We start from the raw sequence: 22,195 nt of genomic DNA, 5'->3' as shown, positions 1-22,195 counted from the left end.
CCTTATTATATATTTTTTATACCTAGATATTTTACGTAAACCCGATCGCACCTTGGCGTCTCCACACCAGTTGTCGGTAGATATCCGCTATTTTCGTACATTTTCACAGCGTCTTTGAGAATGCTAGCAGTTTCTATCCAGATTTCCTCAAAGCCACGAGCGATAATTTTACTTTCCAATTCTTTCAGTAAAAATTTCCCCAAACCCTGTCCCCTTGCTGCTGGCAAAATATACATTTTGCGAATTTCCACAGCATTATTTCCGCGCTCAATCGGATAGTAAGCCGCCGTACCCACTATTTTATCCTGCCGTTCAACTACCCAAAATTCGCCGCCTTGATTATGATAATGTAGTTCTACATCATAGACATCTCGATCTGCCCCGTGAGGTTCGCATTTTAAACCGTACTCTGCTAAAACATCCCTAATTAAATAGAACGCCTCAGCGCGATCGCGCGTTTCCCAGGAACGAATTAAAAAATCCAGATGTTGGGTTTTCATGGGTGGTTGCAACTTAATATTTATTTGTTGACTTTAGCAACTGTAAACTTACTAATTTTTTTTACAGTTTTTAAATGCACCTAGCTTTTAACTGTGAATTCTCGGTTCAGGATGAAGACTTGCCAGCAACTCGCTCTCTACTAATGATAATTCCTCCAACCTCTGCATCACAATATCCCGATCGAAATAAGTTGTTGCCAAAATCCAATATACCCCGTAATGGCGCGCTTCCGAAGCCATCAAACTGCGGTAAAACTTAGCTAATTCTGCGTCGGGACAGCGATCGCCCAGCAGCCCCAACCGTTCATGACTGCGCGCTTCTATCAAACCAGAAACTAACAAAGAATCCAAAAGTCTCTCCGGTTCCTGCTTGCGAATTTGGGCGGACAAACCTGCACCGTAGGGAGGTGCGGCCAAAGGGCCCAAAGCGATGCTGCGCTTTTCTAACCGCTGGTTGACTTGCTCGAAATGCTCTAATTCTTCGCGGGCGATCGCCGTTAGCATCCTCACCAATTTTTCCCTTGCTGGGTAGCGAAACATTAAATTTAACGCTACTCCTGCCGCTTTCCGCTCGCAGTGAGAATGGTCTAATAAGATTGTATCCAAATGGGCGATCGCCTGTTGCACCCAAGCTTCCGAAGTCGGCTGTTTCAAAAACTTAATAGTTGGCAGTGTTGAAGTCATTAGTTATTAGTCATTAGTCATTAGTCATTAGTCAGCAGTCACTAGCCAGCATTTATCCGATCTTACATAATTTTTCCAAGATCGCATACATATCATCAGCAAACTTTTTCGGATTCCACAGCGGCGACAAATTGGCTGGATCTTTAGATTTCACCAACTGTGCTTTAATTGCATTTCTCAATTCACGATCTTTGCCCAATTTTACACCCACTTCCACATATTCCGACCAAGACAAAGCCACGCCTGTTTCAATTCCCAAAGTCTGCAAAAACGAATAACCCATTCTCGACAGAAATTGCTCTCCTGTGCGAGTCACCACTGGCAAATTAGACCACAAAGCCTCTAAAGTTTGAGTTCCTCCGTTGTAAGGATAAGAATCTAACAAAACATCTGCCAGCAAATAGATAATTCTGTGTTCTTCCTCAGTAGCAAACCTCGGCAAAAACTTAATTCGGTGCTTGCTCACTTTCTCAGCTTCGCAAGCTTGGTGATATGCAGCCTCAAACACGGCAGCATCGCCTAAAGCTTTGTGAATTAAGATACTGTTCGGCACTTCTTTGAGAATCGCAATTTGTGCTTTTACCAACTCGCTATTGAATTTTCTGCCGGGAGCGACGCACAGGTAAACTATCTGATCCAAACCGATCCGATGCGATCTTCTCAATGCAACGGGATCGACTCCATATCTCTGAAAACCCGACACCGCGACAAAGGAATCAGGCATCCTAATTAGCTGCTCGTCATAATATTTTTCCCTGTCTGCAGGGTGCGAGTGCCAGTCTGTAAGAAAGTAATTTTCCGGCGATATGTAAGGGGCGTCAAATCCCAGCCAAGAAACACAAACTGGTGCGGGTTTTTGGTAGAGAATATCAGCGTGAACTGGTACGCTGAGAGAATCTAAATCAACTAAAACGTCCAATTCATCTTGCTGAATTTGGTCGATAATTTCTGCGGAATTGGCAAGTCCGTTCGGGTAGGTGGTCGGAAAAGTGAGTTTTCCCCAAGTTTCAAATTGCTTAGTGAGAGCGTCAGGAATAATTTTTTCCGAAGCGTACAAGTACACATTGGGTGTGATGTCGGACAATTCGCGAATGATGTCCGCGCTGCACCAGCCTACAGAATGGCGGCTAAAGTGATTGGACAAAAAGCCGATTTTTAACTTGCTGGATGGAACCGTTGGTTTGAAGCTGTAATTTGCGGGTTGAGAAAAATTAGGTTTAATACATTGGTCGATATACTTTTGGGCAATTAATCTGTAAAGTTTGGAGTTGGCCGCCAAGTCATCTCGCAAATAGGGCGTGCTGAATAACAAGTTTGCATAAAGCGATTTAATTTCCACCGGGCTAGCGGTTTCTAAGTTTTGCTCTAAGTACGACTCTAGCTCTAAAAATCGATCGCCCGCAATTTGATTTAATCCCGACACTTGATAGGTGCTGATGAAGTAAATCGCGGTCATAATTGGATCGGTTTCTGCACACATTTGGCTGTAGTGGTGCACGGCTTGCCGCGCGGCAGCTAAATCGCTACTATCTCTGAGGATGTCGCACAAATGTTGGTGAGCTCCAATAAAATCGGGTTTAATTTGTAGAGCTTTTTGAAGGTTGGGTATTGCGTCTTTAAATTGACCCTGGTGGCGCAAAACTCGGCCAATTTGACAGTATGCTTCGGCTAAATCGGGTTTGAATGCGATCGCCTGCTGCCATGCAGCCACCGCCTCATCTAACTTCCCTTGCCGCGCTAATGTATCTCCTAAATTTAAGTGAAAATCTACCTGAGCAAGGTGGGGATTGAGTTCGAGAGCTTTTTGCTCGTATGCTACCGCTGCATCCTGCTGCCCCTGCTGCTTCAGTGCCCCTGCCAAATTCCAGTAAGCAGCAGCCAAATTAGGTTTAAGTTCGATCGCCTTTTCGTAATTGACAACCGCCTCCACCAAATGCCCTTGTTTGTAAAGCATACTGCCCAAATTAGCATAAGCCTCAGCAAAATCCGGATTCAGAGCGATCGCCTCGGAATAAAACCGCATCGCTTCCTCAATTTGGCCGCTTGCTTGCTGCACATTGCCCATTGTCACGTAAGCCGCCGCCCAATCCGGTTGCAATTCCAGAGCTCTGCGACAAGCAGCGACGGCTGCTGCTAAGTTGCCTTGAGAGTAATACATTTCTGCAACCACTGTCAGCGATGCAGCATCTTCAAATTGGGGTGTTTCGGATTGGTTGCGAAAATCGGAATTCATTTTGCGGCCTATCTGTGCTATCAAGTTAAAGGTTGAATCTATATTATTTTGCAGAGTAGCAGTTTTAGCGGAATTACGGGCGATCGTCACAGAGAATTTATGAGCGACAAGCAAGCGACACAGCGCCAACATAAGATCAAGTGGAAACCAAACCTCCTGCTGGGGATACTCTTGTTAACCTTAGCAATCCCCTTACCCTTTGCCCAAAAGACTTTCGCACAGCAGCAGCAGACAGCCAGCTTTCGGCAGAAATTATTTCAAACTGCTCTTTATTTCACCCTATATTTTGAGGGTGGATTCAGCAATCACCCTGCCGATAAGGGCGGCAGAACTTATCGGGGCGTCTTGCAAACGGAATACAACGCCTACCGCTACAGTCGTGGGCTTCCGCCCCTTGACGTGACGCAGATGTCGGAAGCAGAGCTCCTAGAAATTTATAAATATTACTGGGATTCGAGCCTCTCGGGCACGATGCAGCCGGCTTTGGCGATCGTCATGTTTGACACCGCCGTTAATTTCGGTATTAATAACTCAATTACCTTTCTTCAGCAAGCATTAGGATTGCCACAAACGGGAGTTTTTGACCCGCGCACCAAGGAAGCGCTGAAAGGTGCAAATAACAGAAATACCGCGCTGCAAATGATTAATGAACGAATTATTTACCGCTACAAAAGGGTGCAAGAAGATCCGACTCAGATGGCTTTTTTCCGGGGTTGGCTGAGTCGCGATTACAGTTTGTGGGGCTATGTGAACAAGATTAAGAATTAACAGTTAACAGTTAACTGTTAGCCGTTAACTGTTAATAAGCAGGCGCGAATCTAATTTTTACTATCTTGTTCCTTTAAACTATTGTCGGGTGGGCAGGAGCGCCCGCCGGATAATTCCCATCTCAATGCACCACAGCTTATCATGTCGGCTTAAATAACCCTTATATAGCAATCCTTGCAGGAGTCGTAAATTTTTTACTCCACCCCAACCCTCCCCGAACCCGCTGGGAGTCCGTAAGAAATTCACAAATGATGCGAGGATTGCTATATCTCTAAGCTCCTCTCTGAGAAAAATCAGTCTATTCCACTTAACACATCAATCATTTGTCAAGTAAATGAATTTCATATAATTCACAATCTTGATTCATAAAAGTCATATTTATCAAGATATATTTCACCCATCAAAAAACCTAGTAAATTTTAACCCAACCGTCTATAACAGAAATATAAAAACTAAATGTGTTGCTGCTGCACAACTAACTTAAGCCATGAAACTATGACGGTAGAAGAAGCAATAATTTTTTTGGACAATCTGGTATACGAACAAACGGAAAAACACCTGAGTCGGTTGCAACAGTCGATAATTCGAGGCGTTGTAGGGGGTTTGACGTACCAAGAAATTCAGCAAAACGATCCGATCGCCCGCGGGTACACAGTGGGCTACCTGGGGCGGTATGTCGGCTACAACTTGTGGAAAGACCTCACCAAGGTACTGAAGCAAGCAGAAATTATTGGACAAGAAGAAAGAGTAGTCGGAGCAAATCTTTGGGACTGCATCATGAGAGCTGTACAAAAAGGCACACAACCAGCTAATTCTGTCGATCCCATGTTGCAAAAGCTGCTGCGGATGCGTTACCGAATTAGAGAACATTTGGTGAACACCGAGTACAGCGATACCTATCTGGCTGAAGATGAAAATTTGCCCGATCGACCTTTGTGCCTCGTCAAGCGCCTGAAAAGCCAGTCTGAGAGAACCAGCCAGTTATTCGATCGAGAAACGCGGGTTTTATATCGATTGGGCCAACACGATCGGATACCAGAATTGTTAGCTCGTTTTGAAGAAAATGGATATTTTTATTTAGTCTATCAATTCATCGAAGGGCAACCCTTGTATCAAGAACTAATCGAAGGTCAACCCTGGGAAGAGCATCAGGTTATTGCTTTGTTGAAAGATATCTTGGAAGTGCTTGTTTTTGTTCACAAACAAGATGTAATTCACCGCGACGTTCACCCTCAAAACTTAATCAGGCGCACATCTGATAACAAAATGGTATTAATTGATTTTGGGGCCGTTAAAGAAATCAACACTTCACAAAACAGCATCGGTCAAACGAAATCGCGTGGCGGTACTCAGCAAGATTATATTCCCCCGGAACAAGCCATCGGTTCCCCGAAATTGTGCAGCGACATCTATGCTGTCGGGCTTATGGGGATTCAAGCCTTGACAGGAATGCGCCCGAAACAACTCAGAGTTGATAATTTAGGGAATCTCATCTGGCAGAAAAATGCAACTGTCACCCCGCAGTTGGCTTGCGTTTTAGACCAGATGGTGCTGTACGCTTTCCCCCAGCGTTACCCGTCAGCAACCGAAGCTTTGGAAGCACTTCAAAACTTGGGAGTTAGTTGACTGTTGTCAGTTGTCAGTTGACAGTTGACAGTTGACAGTTACCAACTCCGACTTTAATATCCCCTATGATAGTCCCTCTCTGCTGGGACTTTGTTTTTGTAGTAGCGGTTTCAACCGCCGAGTCTTCTCTGTTGTGCCACATTTCCCACAGCCACAGCAGCCGATTTACAATGCGAGTGATCTTGTTGCACAGTGATTCATCCGCTACCATTAGCCCTCGATATACTGAGTAAAAACACTCCGTCTTGCCGATGATTCGGCCGCCAATTTCCGAAATCGAATGGACAACGAACAAGGAACAAGGAATTTTTTATTAAAATTTACACATAAAAAATTAGTCAATTCTGCCGAATGCCTTCTACATAAGAGCCTTAAACGTTCATTTGACGATCTCTCTAAAGTTAGATAAAATAATTCATATTTTATGATTAGCAGCTTTGAGAAAATCTTAAGCAGCTTTGTATAGTAGGCAACACTATCACTAGAGTGTTTATTGTTACCTTAGATACGTAGAAACTAAATAATGAGAGGGATCGAGAAATTGGAAGTCTTTGAACGAACACAACAACTGCAAAGGCCCTCAACCCGAATGGCTGCTGTCGAGTCTTTTTCCAAAAAAGCGAGTATTGCAGTAATGGCGATCGGCTGTACAGTCATTTTGGGTTGGATATTCGATCTGCAACTCTTAAAAAGCATTCTGCCCGGACTCGTTACCATGAAAGCCAATACTGCGGTATGCTTTATTTTGGGCGGGTTTTCTCTATTCATCCAACAGATCCGGCGTGCCAAATTAACAGCAAGAAAGCCTCAAAAAAATTACAAAAATTTAATTTTAGTATCCTCATTTTTAATTATATTAATTAGCATATTAACCCTAGTTCAATATAGCTGTAATTTAGACTTAGGCATCGACCAACTGCTATTTAAAGAAAGTTACACATTGACAATTACCGGAACACCCGGACGCATGGCGCCGAATACTGCTGCTGCTTTTTTATTCCTGGGAACAGCGCTGCTGCTGCTGTCAGAACGTCGGCCTAAATACCTGCGAATTCAAATCTTAAGCTGTTCAGCATTGTTAATTGCATTTACGGGTTTGATAGGCTATTTCTACGACAAAGCTTTATTTTACCAAATTGGCAATAATACAGGGATGGCTTTGCACACTTCCGCAGCATTTATGTTGCTGAGCTTTGGCATTTTATTTGCCAGTCCAGAGCGAGGATTGATAGCAGTAATGACGAGCGATCGCGCGGGCGGCATCATGGCGAGGCGCTTGTTGCCACGGGCAATCATTATCCCGCCTTTAGTCGGTTATTTCATCCTATTGGGAGATCGGTTACAAGCCTACACGCCGGAGGTAGGGATATCGCTCTTAAGCGTATTGAACGTGATTATTTTTACAGTTCTGATTTGGCAGAATGCCAAAACTCTCTGCAGCGCAGACCGGAAGCGCTATCGAGCGGAACTGGGGCTGAGGAAAGCTAAATTAGACTTAGAAAATCAAGTTGAGAAACGGACTATCCAACTGCAAATCACCAACGAGCAATTGCAGCAGCAAATTTTCGACTCTCAAACAACAAAGCAGGCGCTTCAAAAAAACTACAACCTGTTGATGGCAGTCATCAACAGTACGCCCGCAGCCCTATTTGTCAAAGATATTCAGGGTCGTTACTTAATGCTTAATGCTGCGGGAGCCAGTATAATTGGCAAGTCTGTAGAAGACATTATCGGCAGAGATGACAGCGAGTTATTTCCGCCAGAAATTGCGGGCAATATTAGGAAAACTGATCGCCCAACTATGGCAGCGGGAACAACGGAAGCCATCGAAGAAGAGCTGCCAGTTAAAGGAAATTTGCGGACATTTCTTTCTACAAAAAGTGCTTACCGGGACGGACTAGGAAATATTAGCGGTATAGTTACCATCGCGCGGGATATTACTGAAAGCAAAAAAGCCGAAATCGCCAACAGAAGTCTGGCAGCAATTCTGGAAGCAACCCCCGATTTTGTAGGTACTTACAACCTCGAAGGACGCGCCATTTACATTAACAAAGCCGGCAGAAAAATGGTGGGTATAGACGAAAACGAAGATATATCCAAGCGACAAGTTCTAGAATTCACGGCAGCGTCAGACTACAGCACTTTGAAACAAGCGATCGCCACCGCTGTTTCCGAAGGCTTTTGGAGCGGAGAAACAGCCTTCGTGTCAGCATCGGGACTCGAAATTCCCGTCAGCCAAGTCATCATATCCCACTCCTCACCGGACGACAAACTCACATACATTTCGACGATCGCCCGCGACATCAGTGATCGCAAACACGCTGAAAAAGCCCTGCAACTGTCTCAAGCTCGTTTCGCCGGCATTGTAGAAATTGCCGACGACGCGATTATTTCCGTGGATGCTGACCAAAAAATTATCCTGTTCAACCAAGGTGCAGAAAGGATTTTCGGGTGGAGTGCAGCGGAGGCGATCGGACAATCCCTGAGTCTGCTGTTGCCCGAAGCTTTTGCCGCCCCTCACAGCCACCTCGTCAGTAATTTCGGCGGCGGCGTTAAACAAGCCCGAAACATGGGCAACCGCAAAGAAATTTTCGCCCGCCGCCGAGACGGTACGGAATTTCCCGCCGAAGCTTCTATTTCCAAACTCGAAGTTGCAGGCGAAATCATATTCACAGCTATTTTGCGCGACGTGACAGCCAGTCGGCAAGCCGAAGAATTTGTGCGTCTGAGCGAGGAAAGATATCGATCGCTGGCAATGGCCACCGCACAGATGGTTTGGATGACAAACGCTAGCGGAATCTTCGACAAGCCTCAGCCTGATTGGATAGCTTATACGGGCATGAGTTGGAAAGAGAAGGACAACTGGATAGAAGCAGTGCACCCAGAAGACCGCGATCGCACAATTCAAGCTTGGATGCGGGCGATAGAAACAAAAAGTCTCTACGAAGTCGAGCATCGCTTGCGGTCTGCTGACGGCAGCTACAGACACTTCTGGGTGCGGGGCGTCCCCCTTTTAGCAGCCGACGGCAGCATTCGCGAGTGGGTGGGAACTCACACCGATATTAGCGATCGAGTCCAAGTTTTGGAAGCACTCAAGCAGTCGGAGGGACAGTATCGATCGCAAGCAGCCGAGCTCGAAAAAGCTGTCCGCGAGTTGCACCAAACTCAAACTCAACTAATCCAAACCGAAAAAATCTCTTCTCTCGGGCAGCTAGTTGCCGGCATCGCCCACGAAATTAACAATCCGATTAACTTCATTTACGGCAACATCACCCACGCCAGCCAATACGCCACAGACTTACTCAGTTTGCTCCACCTTTACCAGGAAAAATACCCAAATCCCGTCCCAGAAATTGTAGAAGCAGCCGCAGATATTGAAGTTGATTACTTGATGGAAGACTTTACGAAGATTTTGGAATCAATGAAAGTAGGAGCCGATCGCATCCGCGACTTAGTTGTATCCTTACGCAACTTTTCCAGACTCGACGAATCGCAGATGAAGCGAGTAGACATTCACGAAGGAATCGAAAGCACTTTGCTAATTTTGCAGCACCGCATCAAAGCTAATGTACTTCGTCCCGCTATTGAGATTATCAAAGAATACGGGAATTTTCCAAAAGTCGAGTGCTATGTAGGTCAGCTCAATCAAGTATTTATGAATCTTTTAGGAAATGCGATCGACGCCCTCGAAGAGTACAACAGCACTCATTCTTCAAAAGAAATATATGCTCACCACAACAGAATTCGGATTAGCACGATTGCCAATTCAGACACAGTAACAATTCGCATTGCCGACAACGGGATGGGAATCCATCAAGAAGTCATTGGCAAATTGTTCGACCCATTTTTTACTACTAAACCCGTCGGCAAAGGTACAGGCTTGGGACTGTCAATCAGCTATCAGATTATAGTTGAAAAGCACCGAGGCAAATTGCAGTGTATTTCCACGCCTGGGGAAGGTGCAGAGTTTGTCATCGAGATTCCCATTTGCCAGGAAGTATCAGCGCTGGCTACCGAAAACACAAAGGAAATGGTCAATCTATTTTAGATTTTAGATTTTAGATTTTAGATTGAAGCATTGACCCCACGGATAAATTCGGGGGTTCCTTTATCGGATACAGGTTTTTTATTTCTGGGTACTGAGTCTGCTTTCGGAATGAATCCGGGGGCTTGTATCCTGGATGCTTTTGGTCATGAGTCATGAGTCATTAGTTTCAGGGCTGACTCATTGGGGGGGCTAGAAACCCGGTTTCTAGGAGTTTTCCGTTTAGTGACGAGAAATATAGGAAGAAACCGGGTTTCTGAGTTAGCGAGTGCATCCAGGACTTGCATTTGGATCTCGTAGTCTGAAAACCTTGATTTTCAGGGATGTCGATAGTCTACTCTTCTCGATCGCCCTAAATCGAAATAATTCTTTACAATAAAAAAGTAACAATCCAATTAACTTTGACAAAATCCCTTGAAAATGCCTGTAAACGAACTTTCTCCAACCACAGCCTCGACGCAAACACCGACACTCGACTTTGACATAGCCATCGTCGGAGGTGGCATAGTCGGGGCCACCTTAGCCAGCGCGTTAAAAGATTCTGGATTGAAAATCGCTATAATTGAAACCCAACTCCCCGCGGCCGCCGCAGCGAAAAAACAAGCCTATGCAATCACCCTGCTATCAGGAATGATCTTAGAAGGTATCGGCGTGTGGCAGCAAATCTTGCCACAAATCACCACCTTCGAGCAAATTAGCCTCTGCGACGGCGACTATCCCGGTGTCGTCGAATTCCACCGCCCGGATTTGGGAAATACTGGCAAATTGCCTGTACCAAAAGCAGCTTTAGGTTACGTTGGCGAGCACGGAGTCATGCTGTCAGCTTTGCAAGAATCTTTGGCAAAAAACCCGAATTTTAGTTGGGTTTGTCCGGCGGAAGTAGTCGAGGTAAAATATTTAACCGATTGCGCGGAAATAGAAGTCAAACAACACGGCGAAACTCGGACTATTCGCACCAAATTATTAGTCGCCGCCGACGGTTCGCGATCGCGCATCCGCACCGAAGCCAACATCAGCACTCGCGGCTGGAAATACTGGCAATCCTGCGTTGCTATCACTATTAAAGCAGAAAAACCGCACAATGATATCGCTTTTGAGCGCTTTTGGCCGAGCGGCCCGATGGGAGTTTTACCATTACCGGGGAACCGCTGTCAAGTAGTTTGGACAGCACCCCACGCGGAAGCAAAAGCTTTGCAACAAATGGATGAAACAGAGTTTTTGACTTTGTTGGAACAGCGCACGGGCGGGCTTTTGGGGCGTTTGGAATTGGAGAGCGATCGCTTTTTGTTTCCGGTGCAGTTAATGCAGAGCGATCGCTACGTTTTGCCCAGATTAGCACTAATTGGCGACGCCGCCCACTGCTGCCATCCCGTGGGCGGCCAGGGATTAAATATGGGCATTCGAGACGCTGGGGCGATCGCCCAAATCTTGCAGCAAGCGCACCAAAAAGGCGAAGACATCGGCGACTTGCGAGTATTGAAACGGTATCACAACTGGCGCAAAAAAGAGAACTTAATCGTGTTAGGATTTACCGATTTTCTAGACAGATTATTTTCCAATACTTGGCTGCCAATTGTAGCATTTCGCCGCTTTGGATTGTGGTGTTTGCGGACAATTCCCCCAGTGAGGTTTTTAGCCTTGCGCTTGATGACCGGTTTAATGGGCCGGCCGCCAGAATTAGCGCAAAATTAGAAGAAACCGGGTTTTTTCCTATGTTGCTTGCACTCTAGCGGTGTTGCCACAACCGCCAGGGGTTGAAACCCCTGGCTAATAGCGAAAGTCGGTTGAAACCGACTGAAAATCCGAGATAAAAATGAAAAACTCTTTAGTCCTCTTCAGAGGACTTTTGCTATGAGACAGGGGTTTCAACCCCTGGCGGACTATCGGGCTAACCGAGGTTTCTCGCCACTGGCACGATCGAAGAAACCGGGTTTTTTCCCATTTCTTCGCCTGTAACCAAATATTCTCGAAAAAACCCGGTTTCTGGCCACCCATCGCATCATGGTAAAATAAACATCGGTGTTACTGAAAACTCCCCACAATGGAAGAAACCCGCGCCCAAGCTTATCAGCAATTGATTGAGACACTCCTGAATTGCCCCAACGGTGAGGAACCGCAGATTTTACAGGCTAACTTAGAATTGGTAGATTCGGGGTTTCTGCAAGTTTGCGAGGTAGTAGCAGAAAACCTGGCAGAGGAAGGACAGGAAAATCATGCTAATTTTTTATGGAATTTTGCCAGTCAGCTAGGGCAATTCTTGGGGATGAATGATGAGGGAGATAGCGATAACTCTGAAGGTGAAAATCGCCAAGAGTATTTAGAGTTTATCGGAAACTTATTGCAAGCAGAAAAAGATAGCAAGAGCGATATTAAAGTAATTTACCCCATGCTCGCCGGGCGGCAACATCTCCTCAATGACCGTTTTGCCGAGATTTTACAGCAAGTGGCCCAGAATATAATTGCCGATCATCCCGAAGCAATTGAATTTATTCTCGACCGCATTGGAAACTTGAGTATTCATATTAGTGACTTTCCGCTGGGGAAAAGAGCGAATAATCTTGAAATTGCCATTACTGGTTATCAAATAGTTTTAAATAATCGGGAACCCGGAAGCGAAAATTGGACCCAGACGCAAAATAATCTGGCAATTGCCTACACTTACAGGATCAGGGGAGAGAAAGCAGAGAATATCGAAAGTGCGATCGCATATTACACTGCAGCATTAACCGTCTACACCCGCGATGCCTTTCCCGAAAAATGGGCAACGACGCAAAATAATCTGGCAATTGCCTACAGTTACAGAATCAGGGGAGAGAAAGCAGAGAATATCGAACTGGCGATCGCATCTTACACTGCTGCATTAACCGTCCTCACCCGCGATGCCTTTCCCGAAAAATGGGCTAGCACGCAAAATAATCTGGCAATTGCCTACACTTACAGAATCAGGGGAGAGACCGCAGAGAATATCGAAAGTGCGATCGCATCTTACACTGCTGCATTAACCGTCTACACCCGCGATGCCTTTCCCCAAGATTGGGCGGCGACGCAAAATAATCTGGCAATTGCCTACAGTTACAGAATCAGGGGAGAGAAAGCAGAGAATATCGAACTGGCGATCGCATCTTACACTGCTGCATTATCCGTCCGCACCCGCGATGCCTTTCCCGAATATTGGGCTAGCACGCAAAATAATCTGGGAGAAGCCTACCGTAACAGAATCAGGGGAGAGACCGCAGAGAATATCGAACTGGCGATCGCATCTTACACTGCTGCATTAACCGTGTACACCAGCGATGCCTTTCCCCAAGATTGGGCAAGGACGCAAAATAATCTGGCAATTGCCTACACTTACAGAATCAGGGGAGAGAAAGCTCAGAATATCGAACTGGCGATCGCATATTACACTGCTACATTAACCATCCGCACCCGCGACGCCTTTCCCGAAAGTTGGGCCCAGACGCAAAATAATCTGGCAATTGCCTACAGTTACAGAATCAGGGGAGAGAAAGCAGAGAATATCGAACTGGCGATCGCATCTTGCACTGCTGCATTAACCATCTACACCCGCGATGCCTTTCCCGAAAATTGGGCAAGGACGCAAAATAATCTGGCAGCAGCCTACAGTGACAGAATCAGGGGAGAGAAAGCAGAGAATATCGAACTGGCGATCGCATCTTACACTGCTGCATTAACCGTTTACACCCGCGATGCCTTTCCCGAAAATTGGGCTAGCACGCAAAATAATCTGGCAAATGCCTACTGTGACAGAATTAGGGGAGAGAAAGCTCAGAATATCGAAGTTGCCATCGAATATTTCACTGCTGCATTAACCATCCACACCCGCGATGCCTTTCCCGAAGATTGGGCTCAGACGCAAAATAATCTGGCAAATGCCTACAGTGACAGAATCAGGGGAGAGAAAGCTCAGAATATCGAAGTTGCGATCGAATATTTCACTGCTGCATTAACCATCCGCACCCGCGATGCCTTTCCCGAATATTGGGCGGCGACGCAAAATAATCTGGCAATTGCCTACATTTACAGAATCAGGGGAGAGAAAGCTCAGAATATCGAAGTTGCGATCGAACTTTATCGCAATGCTTTAACTATTAGAACTCGCGAGGCTTTCCCACAACGACATACAGAGACTTTATCTAATTTAGGTAATCTTTACCGAACTAACCAGCTATGGCAACTCGCTTATGATACCTATGCCCCAGCGATTGAAACAGTAGAATTTTTACGGGGCGAGATTCAATCTGGGGATGAAACCAAACAGAAATTAGCCGAAGAATGGAATCAACTCTATCTGGGCATGGTAGAAGTTTGCATCGAACTGCAACGCGACACCGAAGCTGTGGAATATGCCGAACGTAGCAAAGCCCGCAACCTTGTAGAACTCTTTGCCAACCGTGACATCAAACCTAAAGGCAATATCCCCGAAACTGTTCTCAACGAATTGTCGCGCCTCGGTCGAGAAATTGAGGCCGAACAGCGACAACTGGAAATCGAACAGATAAACCGTAACAGTAATGGTGGCAGAATATTGGGAGAACGCAGCCTCAAAATCGACAGCCTAACCACTAGCCGCGATTCTACTCATCTCACCAAATTGCGTAAACAACTCGATGAATTGATTGCTCATGAAATTACATCAATTGATCCTGATTTTAGCCTCACCCAAAAAGTTAAGCCCATCCTCTACAAAGACATTCAAACTCTGATAGGTGAAAACACCGCTATTCTTGAGTGGTACATCATAGGCGATAAATTTCTAACTTTCATCATCACCCCACAATCCCCAACACCAATAATCTGGCAATCTTCAACAGCAGACTTTCAAGCCTTGGTAAATTGGGAGAACGAGTATCGGAAAGAGTACAAAGAGATAAAACCCCAATGGAAGCAAAAACTAGCCTCCCGCCTCCAAAAACTAGCTGAGATTTTGCATCTTGATGAGATTTTAAAGAATATTCCGAAACCGTGCGATCGACTGATTTTAATTCCTCATCGCTTCCTGCATCTTTTCCCCCTTCATGCGTTGCCAATCTCCCACGAAAGGGATTTTGAAAGCGGATGCACCGATGAAATCGATTCTTCTATCACTGTATCGTCCCAATCGGAATCGTGCCTTCTCGACTTATTCCCTGGTGGAGTCAGCTATGCCCCCAGTTGCCAACTACTGCAACAGGCGAAACAGCGACAACGCCCTCATTTCTCTCACCTATTTGCTATTGCCAATCCTACAAAAGACCGCTACTTACTTGAACTGCAAGCCGCTAACATCCGTCACAAATTCAAGTCTAATGATTTCTTGGCAAAAGATGATGCTAATAAGAACGCAATTCTAAACGCGAAACTCAGCTTTGCCAACTGCGCCCATTTCGGTTGTCACGGCAACTTCGAGCCTGACTCGCCTTTGGAATCATCCCTGGTATTCGCCAATAAAGAACGTTTGACACTATTAGAAATCTTGAATCTCGATCTAAATCAATGTCGCCTTGTCACCCTCTCCGCCTGCGAAACTGGATTGACAGAATCCAGAACCAGCGATGAATATATTGGCTTACCTTTCGGATTTCTCTTAGCAGGTAGCCCTAGTATGGTCAGTACCCTTTGGAACGTGGATGAACTCGCCAGCAGTTTGTTACTGATTCGGTTCTATGAAAACCTAGAAACTCTATCAACGGTTACTGCTCTCAATGAGGCACAACAATGGCTGCGGAATCTGACCTCAGAGGGGCTTGAAGCATTATTAAAATGCCTCAAACCGCAAATCGATCAAACATTTAAACTGTTGCCCAAAAAAGAACGCACACGCTTTGTTAATGCTCCTCTGGATGGCGCACTGAACCGCAAGCCGTTTCCTTTTGCTGAACCTCATTACTGGGCTGGCTTCACTGCGATCGGCGTTTAGCAATCCTGACAAAACTTGTCCAAATTTTTCGTGATTATGTAAATAAGTACCAGTGTTAATGGTACTCCTGTGTAAACGCCAGCAGTTATTAGCGAACCCAATGCAACAGCAAAACCTTGACTCAATACGTCTTTAAAGGCTTGCGTACAAATATGAGGACGTAATTTCTCGGCTGATTTTTCTAACAAGCTAGGCTCATTTGGGTTTCTTGCATCTAGATCGTTGTCTAATTCTCCTGACTTAATTGCTAAGGTTTCGGCTGCATATTCTAAATCGCCTTCACACTCTTCAAGTACATCAAGCTCTTTTAGAGCATCGGGATATTCTTGTAATTGGGAGCGATACTGTTCAATTTCTGCTTGGGTAACGGTAGTCATTGGGATAATGGCGATAGAATAAATGAGTAATTCTTATTTTGCCATAATTATTGTACTTCTTTTGTGTAGAAACCCGGCGGTTGAAATTGCGGCTACACAAACACAGAAACTTCACTTTGAGCAGCCAAAATGATGCCACCATGTTCGGGATAACGCTGAGCTAAAACCTGAAAATCCCGGATATTAAACTTAAAAATACACCGCCCTCGCGCTGTTGCTTCTAGCAATTGAGCCTCATCGCTAGCATCTAAAGCCATCCACTCAGTCGGTGTCCGAGTGACATCGTGACTGCGAGATAAAAGGGCGGCTTGCAAAGCTTTAATAGAGGTATCGGCATCTAGATGCAATAGCGGTTTAGACATTAGCAGCTTCGATAATTTGCTCAGCGGCAATAGATGCGTCTATTTCTTGATGGTGAGCCGCATAAAAAGCGAGAACAGCGTTCACTCGATCTTCACTTAAGTCATACTCAGTGGCAATTTGGTTTGGAGAAAAACCCCATTTCTGCGCTGCGATGACTACTGTTTGCACCCGCAACCGAGTGCCGCGCAAAACGGGAACGAGTTCGCCGCTAGCGCCGCGCACATAGGTGATTTCAGGAAAAGCCGGATCGTCATTCCGCTGGTTGAGGGTAGCGACTTTTTCGGCTACAGCCCAGAGGATAAACTGATCGAAGGAAATGCCTTGGAGTGTTGCCAATTTTTCAGCTTCTTGCTGTAACTGAACGGGTAAGTTTAAGGCGTAGGATGTCATCGATCTAACTTCCGTTTGCTAATATAATTTCATCGGTTCATTCTTTAACAACTTCCATCAACTCCTCAATCAAAACATCGAGGGTGCGAGCTATCTTTTGAATGGATGTGATATCAACCGTTGCTAGTCCTTCCGAACGAGCATAGTGCCTGACTGTGCTGTACGGAACCTCGGATCGATCGGCAACATCCTTTAGCGTCCATCCTTTTTCCTCAGCCAACTCTCGGATTCGGAACCTAACTAACCCCATTCTACTTGACAAACGATAACTATCTATGTTTTTAATTCAAACACAATTGTCGATCGACAGTTAAACAGTATTTTGTATGGTGTGGATCTGTCAGAAGTTCGATCGCACTTAAAGATATCTGATGAATCAGCACCCTACCGTACTCGATCGACTTTCTAGAAAAACCACTCAATATAAAACAACTGCCGACAGCCAAAACCGTCAACAGTTGTTTTACATATTCAATGCGGATGGCGAGACTCGAACTCGCAAGGACATAATGCCACACGCACCTCAAGCGTGCGCGTATACCAATTCCGCCACATCCGCTCTTTCTAGCAATCTCCGGGATTTTTGCGTTACGAGTTAAAGATTCACAGGTTGAGGTTCCTGACATTTAACTTGTGACTTGCCCTTTTAGACCGCCGATTTAAAATCATAGCACCACTACCCGCAAAATGTAAAATAAATTTTTGTGAACAATTTCTGGAAAACGATTATCCAGAACATACCGAAAGGCATTATTGTACAGAATATTGAGTGAATTAAGCAGCGAAGATGGGGTTCTCGAAAATTTTAATCGCTAATCGGGGAGAAATAGCTCTCCGCATATTGCGGACCTGCGAGGAAATGGGGATTGCCACGGTCGCCGTACACTCCACCGTAGATAAACACGCCTTGCACGTCCAGTTGGCAGACGAAGCCGTTTGCATCGGCCCCCCCACCAGCAGCAAAAGCTATTTAAACATCCCCAACATCATCGCGGCTGCCCTGACGCGCAACGCAGCAGCCATTCACCCCGGTTACGGCTTCCTCGCCGAAAACGCCCGATTTGCCGAAATCTGCGCCGACCATCAAATTACCTTCATCGGCCCTTCTCCTGCCGCGATGCGGGCGATGGGCGACAAATCCACCGCCAAAGAAACGATGCAGCGAGTGAAAGTCCCCACAGTTCCCGGTAGCGACGGATTGCTGGCGGACGATCGCGAAGCTTTGTCGATCGCCCGCGACATAGGCTATCCTGTGATGATCAAAGCCACAGCGGGCGGTGGTGGTCGGGGGATGAGGCTAGTGAGAGAAGCATCCGAACTCCCCAAACTATTCTCCGCAGCCCAAGGCGAAGCCGATGCAGCCTTCGGCAACCCCGGACTTTACCTCGAAAAATTCATCGAAAAACCCCGGCACATCGAAATCCAAATCCTCGCCGACAACTACGGTAACGTCATCCACCTCGGCGAGAGAGATTGTTCGATTCAGCGCCGACACCAAAAACTCCTCGAAGAAGCCCCCAGCCCTGCCCTCAGCCAGAAACTGCGAGATCAAATGGGTCACGCTGCCATTGCCGCTGCCAAATCCATCAACTACACGGGTGCGGGGACTGTCGAATTTCTGCTTGACAAATCGGGCAAGTTCTACTTCATGGAAATGAACACCCGCATCCAAGTAGAACATCCCGTCACCGAGATGATTACAGGCCTGGACTTGATAGCCGAACAAATTCGCATCGCCCAAGGAGAAAAACTGCAAATCAAGCAAAACCAAGTAATTCTCAACGGTCACGCGATCGAGTGCCGCATCAACGCCGAAGATCCCGATCGCAATTTCCGACCCCACCCCGGCATAATCAGCGGTTATTTGCCTCCCGGTGGCCCCGGCGTGCGGATGGACTCTCACGTTTACACCGATTACGAAATACCCGCTTACTACGATTCTTTAATTGGTAAAGTAATTGTATGGGGGCGCGATCGACCGACAGCCATCCGCAGGATGAAACGGGCATTGCGGGAATGCGCCATCACCGGTGTCCCCACCACCCTCGGCTTCCACCAAAAAATCCTCGATTCCCCCGAGTTTCTCAGCGGCGAAGTTTACACGAATTTTGTCGAACAGTTCTTGAACCAAAACAGTCATTAGTCAGTTGGCAGTTGGCAGTTGGCAGTGAACCGCCAACAGTCAACAGTCAACAGTCAACCGCCAACTTCTACATCATCATCGTCAGTAGCCCTTGCTGACCGAGAATCATTTCTCGCAGCAAGCTACAGATACCCACCCAAATAATCGGCGTAATGTCCACCCCGCCGATCGGCGGTACAATCTTTCTAGTTACGGCTAAAAAAGGTTCCGTCGGCCAAGCAATCAGACTCAACGGCAACTTGCTCAGGTTCACCTCGGGATACCAAGTCAGGACGATCCGAAAAATAAACAGCAAGGTCATCACGACTAGGACAGAGCCCAGAATCCAACTTGCAACGGTAATACCAGTCATGGGTCTTATCTCGAAATTTTAAGTTTTGTTAAGTCTGCTATTCATAATTTTAACCGTTTCACAGGTGCGATCGAAAGTATAAAATTAATAAAAATCAAATTGTTGTAACAAAGGCTTTGAATCTATGACTCCTTCTCTTGCGAACTTTTTGTACAGCCTGCTGGTGGGCGTGACAGTGGTAGTGATTCCAGCAACGATCGCCCTGATCTTCATCAGCCAAAAAGACAAAATCAAGCGCACCTAAAAAGTCAGCGGGTTTCTAAGTCCGGCGCTGCAAGTATATTGTGGGCTACAAGTCGGGCATTTCCCCGATCCGAGAAACCTCGGCTGCCAGCAACTGTCAAGGCAAAACCTTCAGTTGACTGCCAAGCTGAGGTTTTTTCCCGTTAAACTCATTATTATACTCACTTCCCAAGCTGAAACCCTGACCGGACGCTGCCCCAGAAAGCACAGTCGGGCTGACAGACTTAATGATAGATGTAAAATCTAACTCGTTAACATAGGAAAGACATAGGAGATAGGCTAATGGTCAATTTAGGATTGAACTGGAGCAGCCTGTTAGGGATTATCCTAGCAGTAGCAGGGGCAGGACTGTATTTTCTGCGATCGTGGCGTCCCAAACTAGCCCGAGACCACGATATTTTTTTTGCAGCAGTCGGCTTGCTGTGCGGCGGTATTCTGTTATTTCAAGGATGGCGGCTTGACCCGATTCTGGCATTCGGTCAATTTCTGCTCAGCGGTACCGCAATATTTTTTGCAACAGAAAGCATCAAGCTGCGAGGAGCGACCACAGCCCAAGCCAAAACTCGCGCCCAATACGTAGATGAAGAGCGACCTGTCAGCAACGCTTACGGTTACGACGGCTACGATGCCGAAATGGAGCAGCTAGAACCAGAGGAAGACTATCCGCAGCGTCCCCGCATCAGAGGCAGCCAAGACTACCGTTCCTCTCGGGAAGCCTACGACGACGAACCCCGCCGCCGCCCCTCGAATCGCAACGGCAGCGTTAACACCGGACGGCCCGACTCGCCCGATCGATCGTCGCGCAAACGTCCGTCTAGCCCAGAAGCCCCGCCTGCCCAAGAGTCAGACAACTGGGACGTTTCAGACAACCCCGAAGAAAGACCGACCCGCAGCCGCAGCAGTCGCCCCCCTGCTTCGGAAAACCGCAGTTCCGATACGCCGCCGAGAACCAAAAAACCCCGTCCTGCGGAATCATCCAGGTCTCGCCCCAGCAACCGCGACGTGGAAGCACCGCCGTCAGACTACGTGGAGTATCGACCTGTAGAATACCCGGAAGACCAACCCGATAATTCCCCCAGTTTCGACAAATAGGCAAACACTAAGTAGATGGGTGAAACTAAACATTTCTTGTGCCCGCAGGCAAAAAAATAAGTTGCGTTTATTGATCCCCATCTACTTATTCTTCAGATATTAAAGTGATTAAAAAGACTGTAAATTGCGAGGGTGAAACCCCAGACAAACATAGATATAAACAAATAAAAGCTCATTTTTTTCAAGATTATTTTGAGAATACTGAATCTGTGGAACTAATCGACAGCATAATAATCTAAATATAAAATCCCCAATCTTAAATCAGCAAGATGCCATTACTCGAAATAGGAGATCCGGCTCCCTGGTTTTCCATTCCTTCTACAAATAACCCCTTATTTCATTTCCCCACTGTTGGCGGCCGGCGAGTCGTCCTGTTTTTCTTTGGCAGCGCAGCTTTTGAACAAATCCAAGTTATCCTCAAAAGCTTTCAAGAGCTTTCAGAAGAATTCCGAAGCTTGCAAGTACCGAGGTTCGGAGTCAGCGTTGACCCAGCAGACAAAGAACTAAACAGACCAACAACAATTGCTTCGTCATTCATCTTTTTCTGGGACTTAGATAAAAAAGTCAGTCAGCAGTACGCTGTTTTCCGAGATGTCGAAGAAAATGGAGTTGCCGGAGTTCACTATGCACCACAAACTTTTGTTCTCAACGAAAACCTTCAGGTAATTAATATTTTGCCCATGGGCGAACCGCACCAACACGCCCAACAAGTATTAGATTTTCTCAAAACTTTGCCCCCCATTGAGGAAGCCCGAGCAGCCACTAGCCACGCCCCCGTGTTGGTAATTCCTAACGTTTTGGACAAAGCATCTTGCCGCAGTTTGATCGATATGTACAAAGCTCACGGTGGCGGCCCCTCGGGCTTTATGAGACAAATAGGCGGGAAAACAGTTGGCCTGCATGACGACACTTTTAAGAAGCGCCGAGATTTCTTTATTCAAGACGAGGATTTCCAGCGACAATTGAATTCGATTATTTTGCGCCGGGTGCGGCCGGAAGTAGAAAAAGCTTTTCAGTTTACAATTACCAGGTTTGAACGGTACTTGATAGGTTGTTACGATGCTGACAGCGGCGGTTATTTTCGGCCACACCGGGACAACACTAGCAAAGCTACCCTGCACCGCAGGTTTGCGATGACGCTAAACTTGAATGTGGGAGAGTACACGGGGGGATTTTTACGGTTTCCAGAGTACGCGCCGCACGGTTATAAAGGCGATTCTGGCACGGCGATTATTTTTTCGTGTTCTTTGCTGCATGAAGCCACTGCCGTGATTAGTGGCCAGCGCTTTGCTTTGCTGTCTTTTTTCTACGGCAATGAGGATGCTGCGCTACGAGAAGCTAATTTTAAGTATTTAGCTGCTGATTCAGATTCCCGAATTGGAGAACCCGCGTGAGGGAGGTCACTACCGTGGTGCAAGTCCTAAAATAATTATAGAAGGTAGTTAGCGGTTAGCCACAAAAC

17 protein-coding genes and 1 tRNA gene are annotated in these 22,195 nt (G+C 46.3%); 9 read left to right on the top strand and 9 right to left on the bottom strand.

Annotation, left to right across the window (positions count from 1 at the left end):
• Positions 1-5 precede the first annotated feature (5 nt).
• The 3 genes from QUA24_RS16635 to QUA24_RS16625 all read right to left on the bottom strand — a co-directional run bounded on the left by QUA24_RS16635 (position 6) and on the right by QUA24_RS16625 (position 3,417).
• The gene (locus QUA24_RS16635; RefSeq protein WP_333230806.1) at positions 6-500 is read right to left on the bottom strand and encodes a GNAT family N-acetyltransferase; all 495 of its coding nucleotides are present in this window, start codon (positions 498-500) and stop codon (positions 6-8) included.
• A gap of 87 nt (positions 501-587) precedes the next feature.
• Positions 588-1,184, bottom strand: coding sequence for a tRNA isopentenyl-2-thiomethyl-A-37 hydroxylase MiaE (locus QUA24_RS16630; protein WP_333042132.1), 597 nt, complete (start codon positions 1,182-1,184; stop codon positions 588-590).
• A 52-nt stretch (positions 1,185-1,236) separates the two neighbouring features.
• Complete coding sequence (locus QUA24_RS16625) at positions 1,237-3,417, bottom strand: tetratricopeptide repeat protein (RefSeq protein WP_333230805.1); 2,181 nt, start codon at positions 3,415-3,417, stop codon at positions 1,237-1,239.
• A gap of 99 nt (positions 3,418-3,516) precedes the next feature.
• Between QUA24_RS16625 and QUA24_RS16620 the strand changes: the two genes are divergently transcribed.
• From QUA24_RS16620 to QUA24_RS16600, 5 genes are all read left to right on the top strand, one after another.
• Positions 3,517-4,185 (top strand): glycosyl hydrolase 108 family protein, encoded by a 669-nt coding sequence (locus QUA24_RS16620; protein ID WP_333213169.1) that lies wholly within the window; start codon positions 3,517-3,519, stop codon positions 4,183-4,185.
• 495 nt (positions 4,186-4,680) lie between these two features.
• On the top strand, positions 4,681-5,811 hold the full coding sequence (locus tag QUA24_RS16615) for a serine/threonine-protein kinase (protein ID WP_333230804.1): 1,131 nt from the start codon (positions 4,681-4,683) through the stop codon (positions 5,809-5,811).
• Between the two features lie 589 nt (positions 5,812-6,400).
• Positions 6,401-9,859: a PAS domain S-box protein gene (locus QUA24_RS16610; RefSeq protein WP_333230803.1), complete on the top strand. Its 3,459-nt coding sequence runs from the start codon at positions 6,401-6,403 to the stop codon at positions 9,857-9,859.
• 417 nt (positions 9,860-10,276) lie between these two features.
• A complete protein-coding gene (locus QUA24_RS16605; protein WP_333230802.1) occupies positions 10,277-11,548 on the top strand; it encodes an FAD-dependent hydroxylase in 1,272 nt (423 codons plus the stop codon).
• 349 nt (positions 11,549-11,897) lie between these two features.
• Positions 11,898-15,773: a CHAT domain-containing protein gene (locus QUA24_RS16600; protein WP_333230801.1), complete on the top strand. Its 3,876-nt coding sequence runs from the start codon at positions 11,898-11,900 to the stop codon at positions 15,771-15,773.
• Here the strand turns inward: QUA24_RS16600 and QUA24_RS16595 are convergent.
• From QUA24_RS16595 to QUA24_RS16575, 5 genes are all read right to left on the bottom strand, one after another.
• The gene (locus tag QUA24_RS16595; protein ID WP_333230800.1) at positions 15,770-16,150 is read right to left on the bottom strand and encodes a hypothetical protein; all 381 of its coding nucleotides are present in this window, start codon (positions 16,148-16,150) and stop codon (positions 15,770-15,772) included. The two genes, QUA24_RS16600 and QUA24_RS16595, sit on opposite strands and share 4 nt — an antisense overlap.
• Before the next feature lie 92 nt (positions 16,151-16,242).
• Complete coding sequence (locus QUA24_RS16590) at positions 16,243-16,512, bottom strand: hypothetical protein (protein ID WP_333230799.1); 270 nt, start codon at positions 16,510-16,512, stop codon at positions 16,243-16,245.
• Entirely contained in the window at positions 16,505-16,903 is a 399-nt protein-coding gene (locus QUA24_RS16585) for a DUF433 domain-containing protein (RefSeq protein WP_333230798.1), read from the bottom strand. The genes QUA24_RS16590 and QUA24_RS16585 overlap by 8 nt, the downstream gene beginning before the upstream one ends.
• 37 nt (positions 16,904-16,940) lie before the next feature.
• Entirely contained in the window at positions 16,941-17,153 is a 213-nt protein-coding gene (locus QUA24_RS16580; protein WP_333230797.1) for a helix-turn-helix transcriptional regulator, read from the bottom strand.
• A gap of 225 nt (positions 17,154-17,378) precedes the next feature.
• A tRNA-Leu gene (locus QUA24_RS16575) sits at positions 17,379-17,462 on the bottom strand.
• Positions 17,463-17,690: 228 nt separating this feature from the next.
• Between QUA24_RS16575 and accC the strand changes: the two genes are divergently transcribed.
• Positions 17,691-19,046: an acetyl-CoA carboxylase biotin carboxylase subunit gene (accC, locus tag QUA24_RS16570; protein WP_333230796.1), complete on the top strand. Its 1,356-nt coding sequence runs from the start codon at positions 17,691-17,693 to the stop codon at positions 19,044-19,046.
• A 67-nt stretch (positions 19,047-19,113) separates the two neighbouring features.
• On the opposite strand, the gene QUA24_RS16565 is transcribed toward accC, so the two are convergent.
• Entirely contained in the window at positions 19,114-19,398 is a 285-nt protein-coding gene (locus tag QUA24_RS16565; RefSeq protein ID WP_006634856.1) for a YggT family protein, read from the bottom strand.
• Positions 19,399-19,522: 124 nt separating this feature from the next.
• On the opposite strand from QUA24_RS16565, the gene psbX reads away from it, so the two are divergent.
• The 3 genes from psbX (at position 19,523) to QUA24_RS16550 (ending at position 22,127) form a co-directional block, all read left to right on the top strand.
• On the top strand, positions 19,523-19,642 hold the full coding sequence (gene psbX, locus QUA24_RS16560) for a photosystem II reaction center X protein (protein WP_333041933.1): 120 nt from the start codon (positions 19,523-19,525) through the stop codon (positions 19,640-19,642).
• A 281-nt stretch (positions 19,643-19,923) separates the two neighbouring features.
• On the top strand, positions 19,924-20,733 hold the full coding sequence (locus tag QUA24_RS16555; RefSeq protein WP_333230795.1) for a Ycf66 family protein: 810 nt from the start codon (positions 19,924-19,926) through the stop codon (positions 20,731-20,733).
• A gap of 269 nt (positions 20,734-21,002) precedes the next feature.
• Positions 21,003-22,127: a redoxin domain-containing protein gene (locus QUA24_RS16550; RefSeq protein WP_333230794.1), complete on the top strand. Its 1,125-nt coding sequence runs from the start codon at positions 21,003-21,005 to the stop codon at positions 22,125-22,127.
• The last annotated feature ends 68 nt before the right edge of the window (positions 22,128-22,195 follow it).

The organism is Microcoleus sp. Pol12B5 (genome assembly GCF_036701335.1).
In the GTDB taxonomy this organism is placed as follows: Bacteria; Cyanobacteriota; Cyanobacteriia; order Cyanobacteriales; family Microcoleaceae; genus Microcoleus.
This window is presented reverse-complemented; position numbering and strand designations above follow the sequence as displayed.

Excerpts from the sequence above, each read along its gene's own strand:
- QUA24_RS16590 (WP_333230799.1), bottom strand. The coding sequence starts at position 16,512 with ATGTCTAAACCGCTATTGCATCTAGATGCCGATACCTCTATTAAAGCT.
- QUA24_RS16580 (WP_333230797.1), bottom strand. The coding sequence starts at position 17,153 with ATGGGGTTAGTTAGGTTCCGAATCCGAGAGTTGGCTGAGGAAAAAGGA.
- QUA24_RS16620 (WP_333213169.1), top strand. The coding sequence starts at position 3,517 with ATGAGCGACAAGCAAGCGACACAGCGCCAACATAAGATCAAGTGGAAA.
- QUA24_RS16565 (WP_006634856.1), bottom strand. The coding sequence starts at position 19,398 with ATGACTGGTATTACCGTTGCAAGTTGGATTCTGGGCTCTGTCCTAGTC.
- QUA24_RS16615 (WP_333230804.1), top strand. The coding sequence starts at position 4,681 with ATGACGGTAGAAGAAGCAATAATTTTTTTGGACAATCTGGTATACGAA.
- accC (WP_333230796.1), top strand. The coding sequence starts at position 17,691 with ATGGGGTTCTCGAAAATTTTAATCGCTAATCGGGGAGAAATAGCTCTC.
- QUA24_RS16635 (WP_333230806.1), bottom strand. The coding sequence starts at position 500 with ATGAAAACCCAACATCTGGATTTTTTAATTCGTTCCTGGGAAACGCGC.
- QUA24_RS16550 (WP_333230794.1), top strand. The coding sequence starts at position 21,003 with ATGCCATTACTCGAAATAGGAGATCCGGCTCCCTGGTTTTCCATTCCT.
- QUA24_RS16605 (WP_333230802.1), top strand. The coding sequence starts at position 10,277 with ATGCCTGTAAACGAACTTTCTCCAACCACAGCCTCGACGCAAACACCG.
- psbX (WP_333041933.1), top strand. The coding sequence starts at position 19,523 with ATGACTCCTTCTCTTGCGAACTTTTTGTACAGCCTGCTGGTGGGCGTG.
- QUA24_RS16610 (WP_333230803.1), top strand. The coding sequence starts at position 6,401 with ATGGCTGCTGTCGAGTCTTTTTCCAAAAAAGCGAGTATTGCAGTAATG.
- QUA24_RS16585 (WP_333230798.1), bottom strand. The coding sequence starts at position 16,903 with ATGACATCCTACGCCTTAAACTTACCCGTTCAGTTACAGCAAGAAGCT.
- QUA24_RS16595 (WP_333230800.1), bottom strand. The coding sequence starts at position 16,150 with ATGACTACCGTTACCCAAGCAGAAATTGAACAGTATCGCTCCCAATTA.
- QUA24_RS16555 (WP_333230795.1), top strand. The coding sequence starts at position 19,924 with ATGGTCAATTTAGGATTGAACTGGAGCAGCCTGTTAGGGATTATCCTA.
- QUA24_RS16625 (WP_333230805.1), bottom strand. The coding sequence starts at position 3,417 with ATGAATTCCGATTTTCGCAACCAATCCGAAACACCCCAATTTGAAGAT.
- QUA24_RS16600 (WP_333230801.1), top strand. The coding sequence starts at position 11,898 with ATGGAAGAAACCCGCGCCCAAGCTTATCAGCAATTGATTGAGACACTC.
- QUA24_RS16630 (WP_333042132.1), bottom strand. The coding sequence starts at position 1,184 with ATGACTTCAACACTGCCAACTATTAAGTTTTTGAAACAGCCGACTTCG.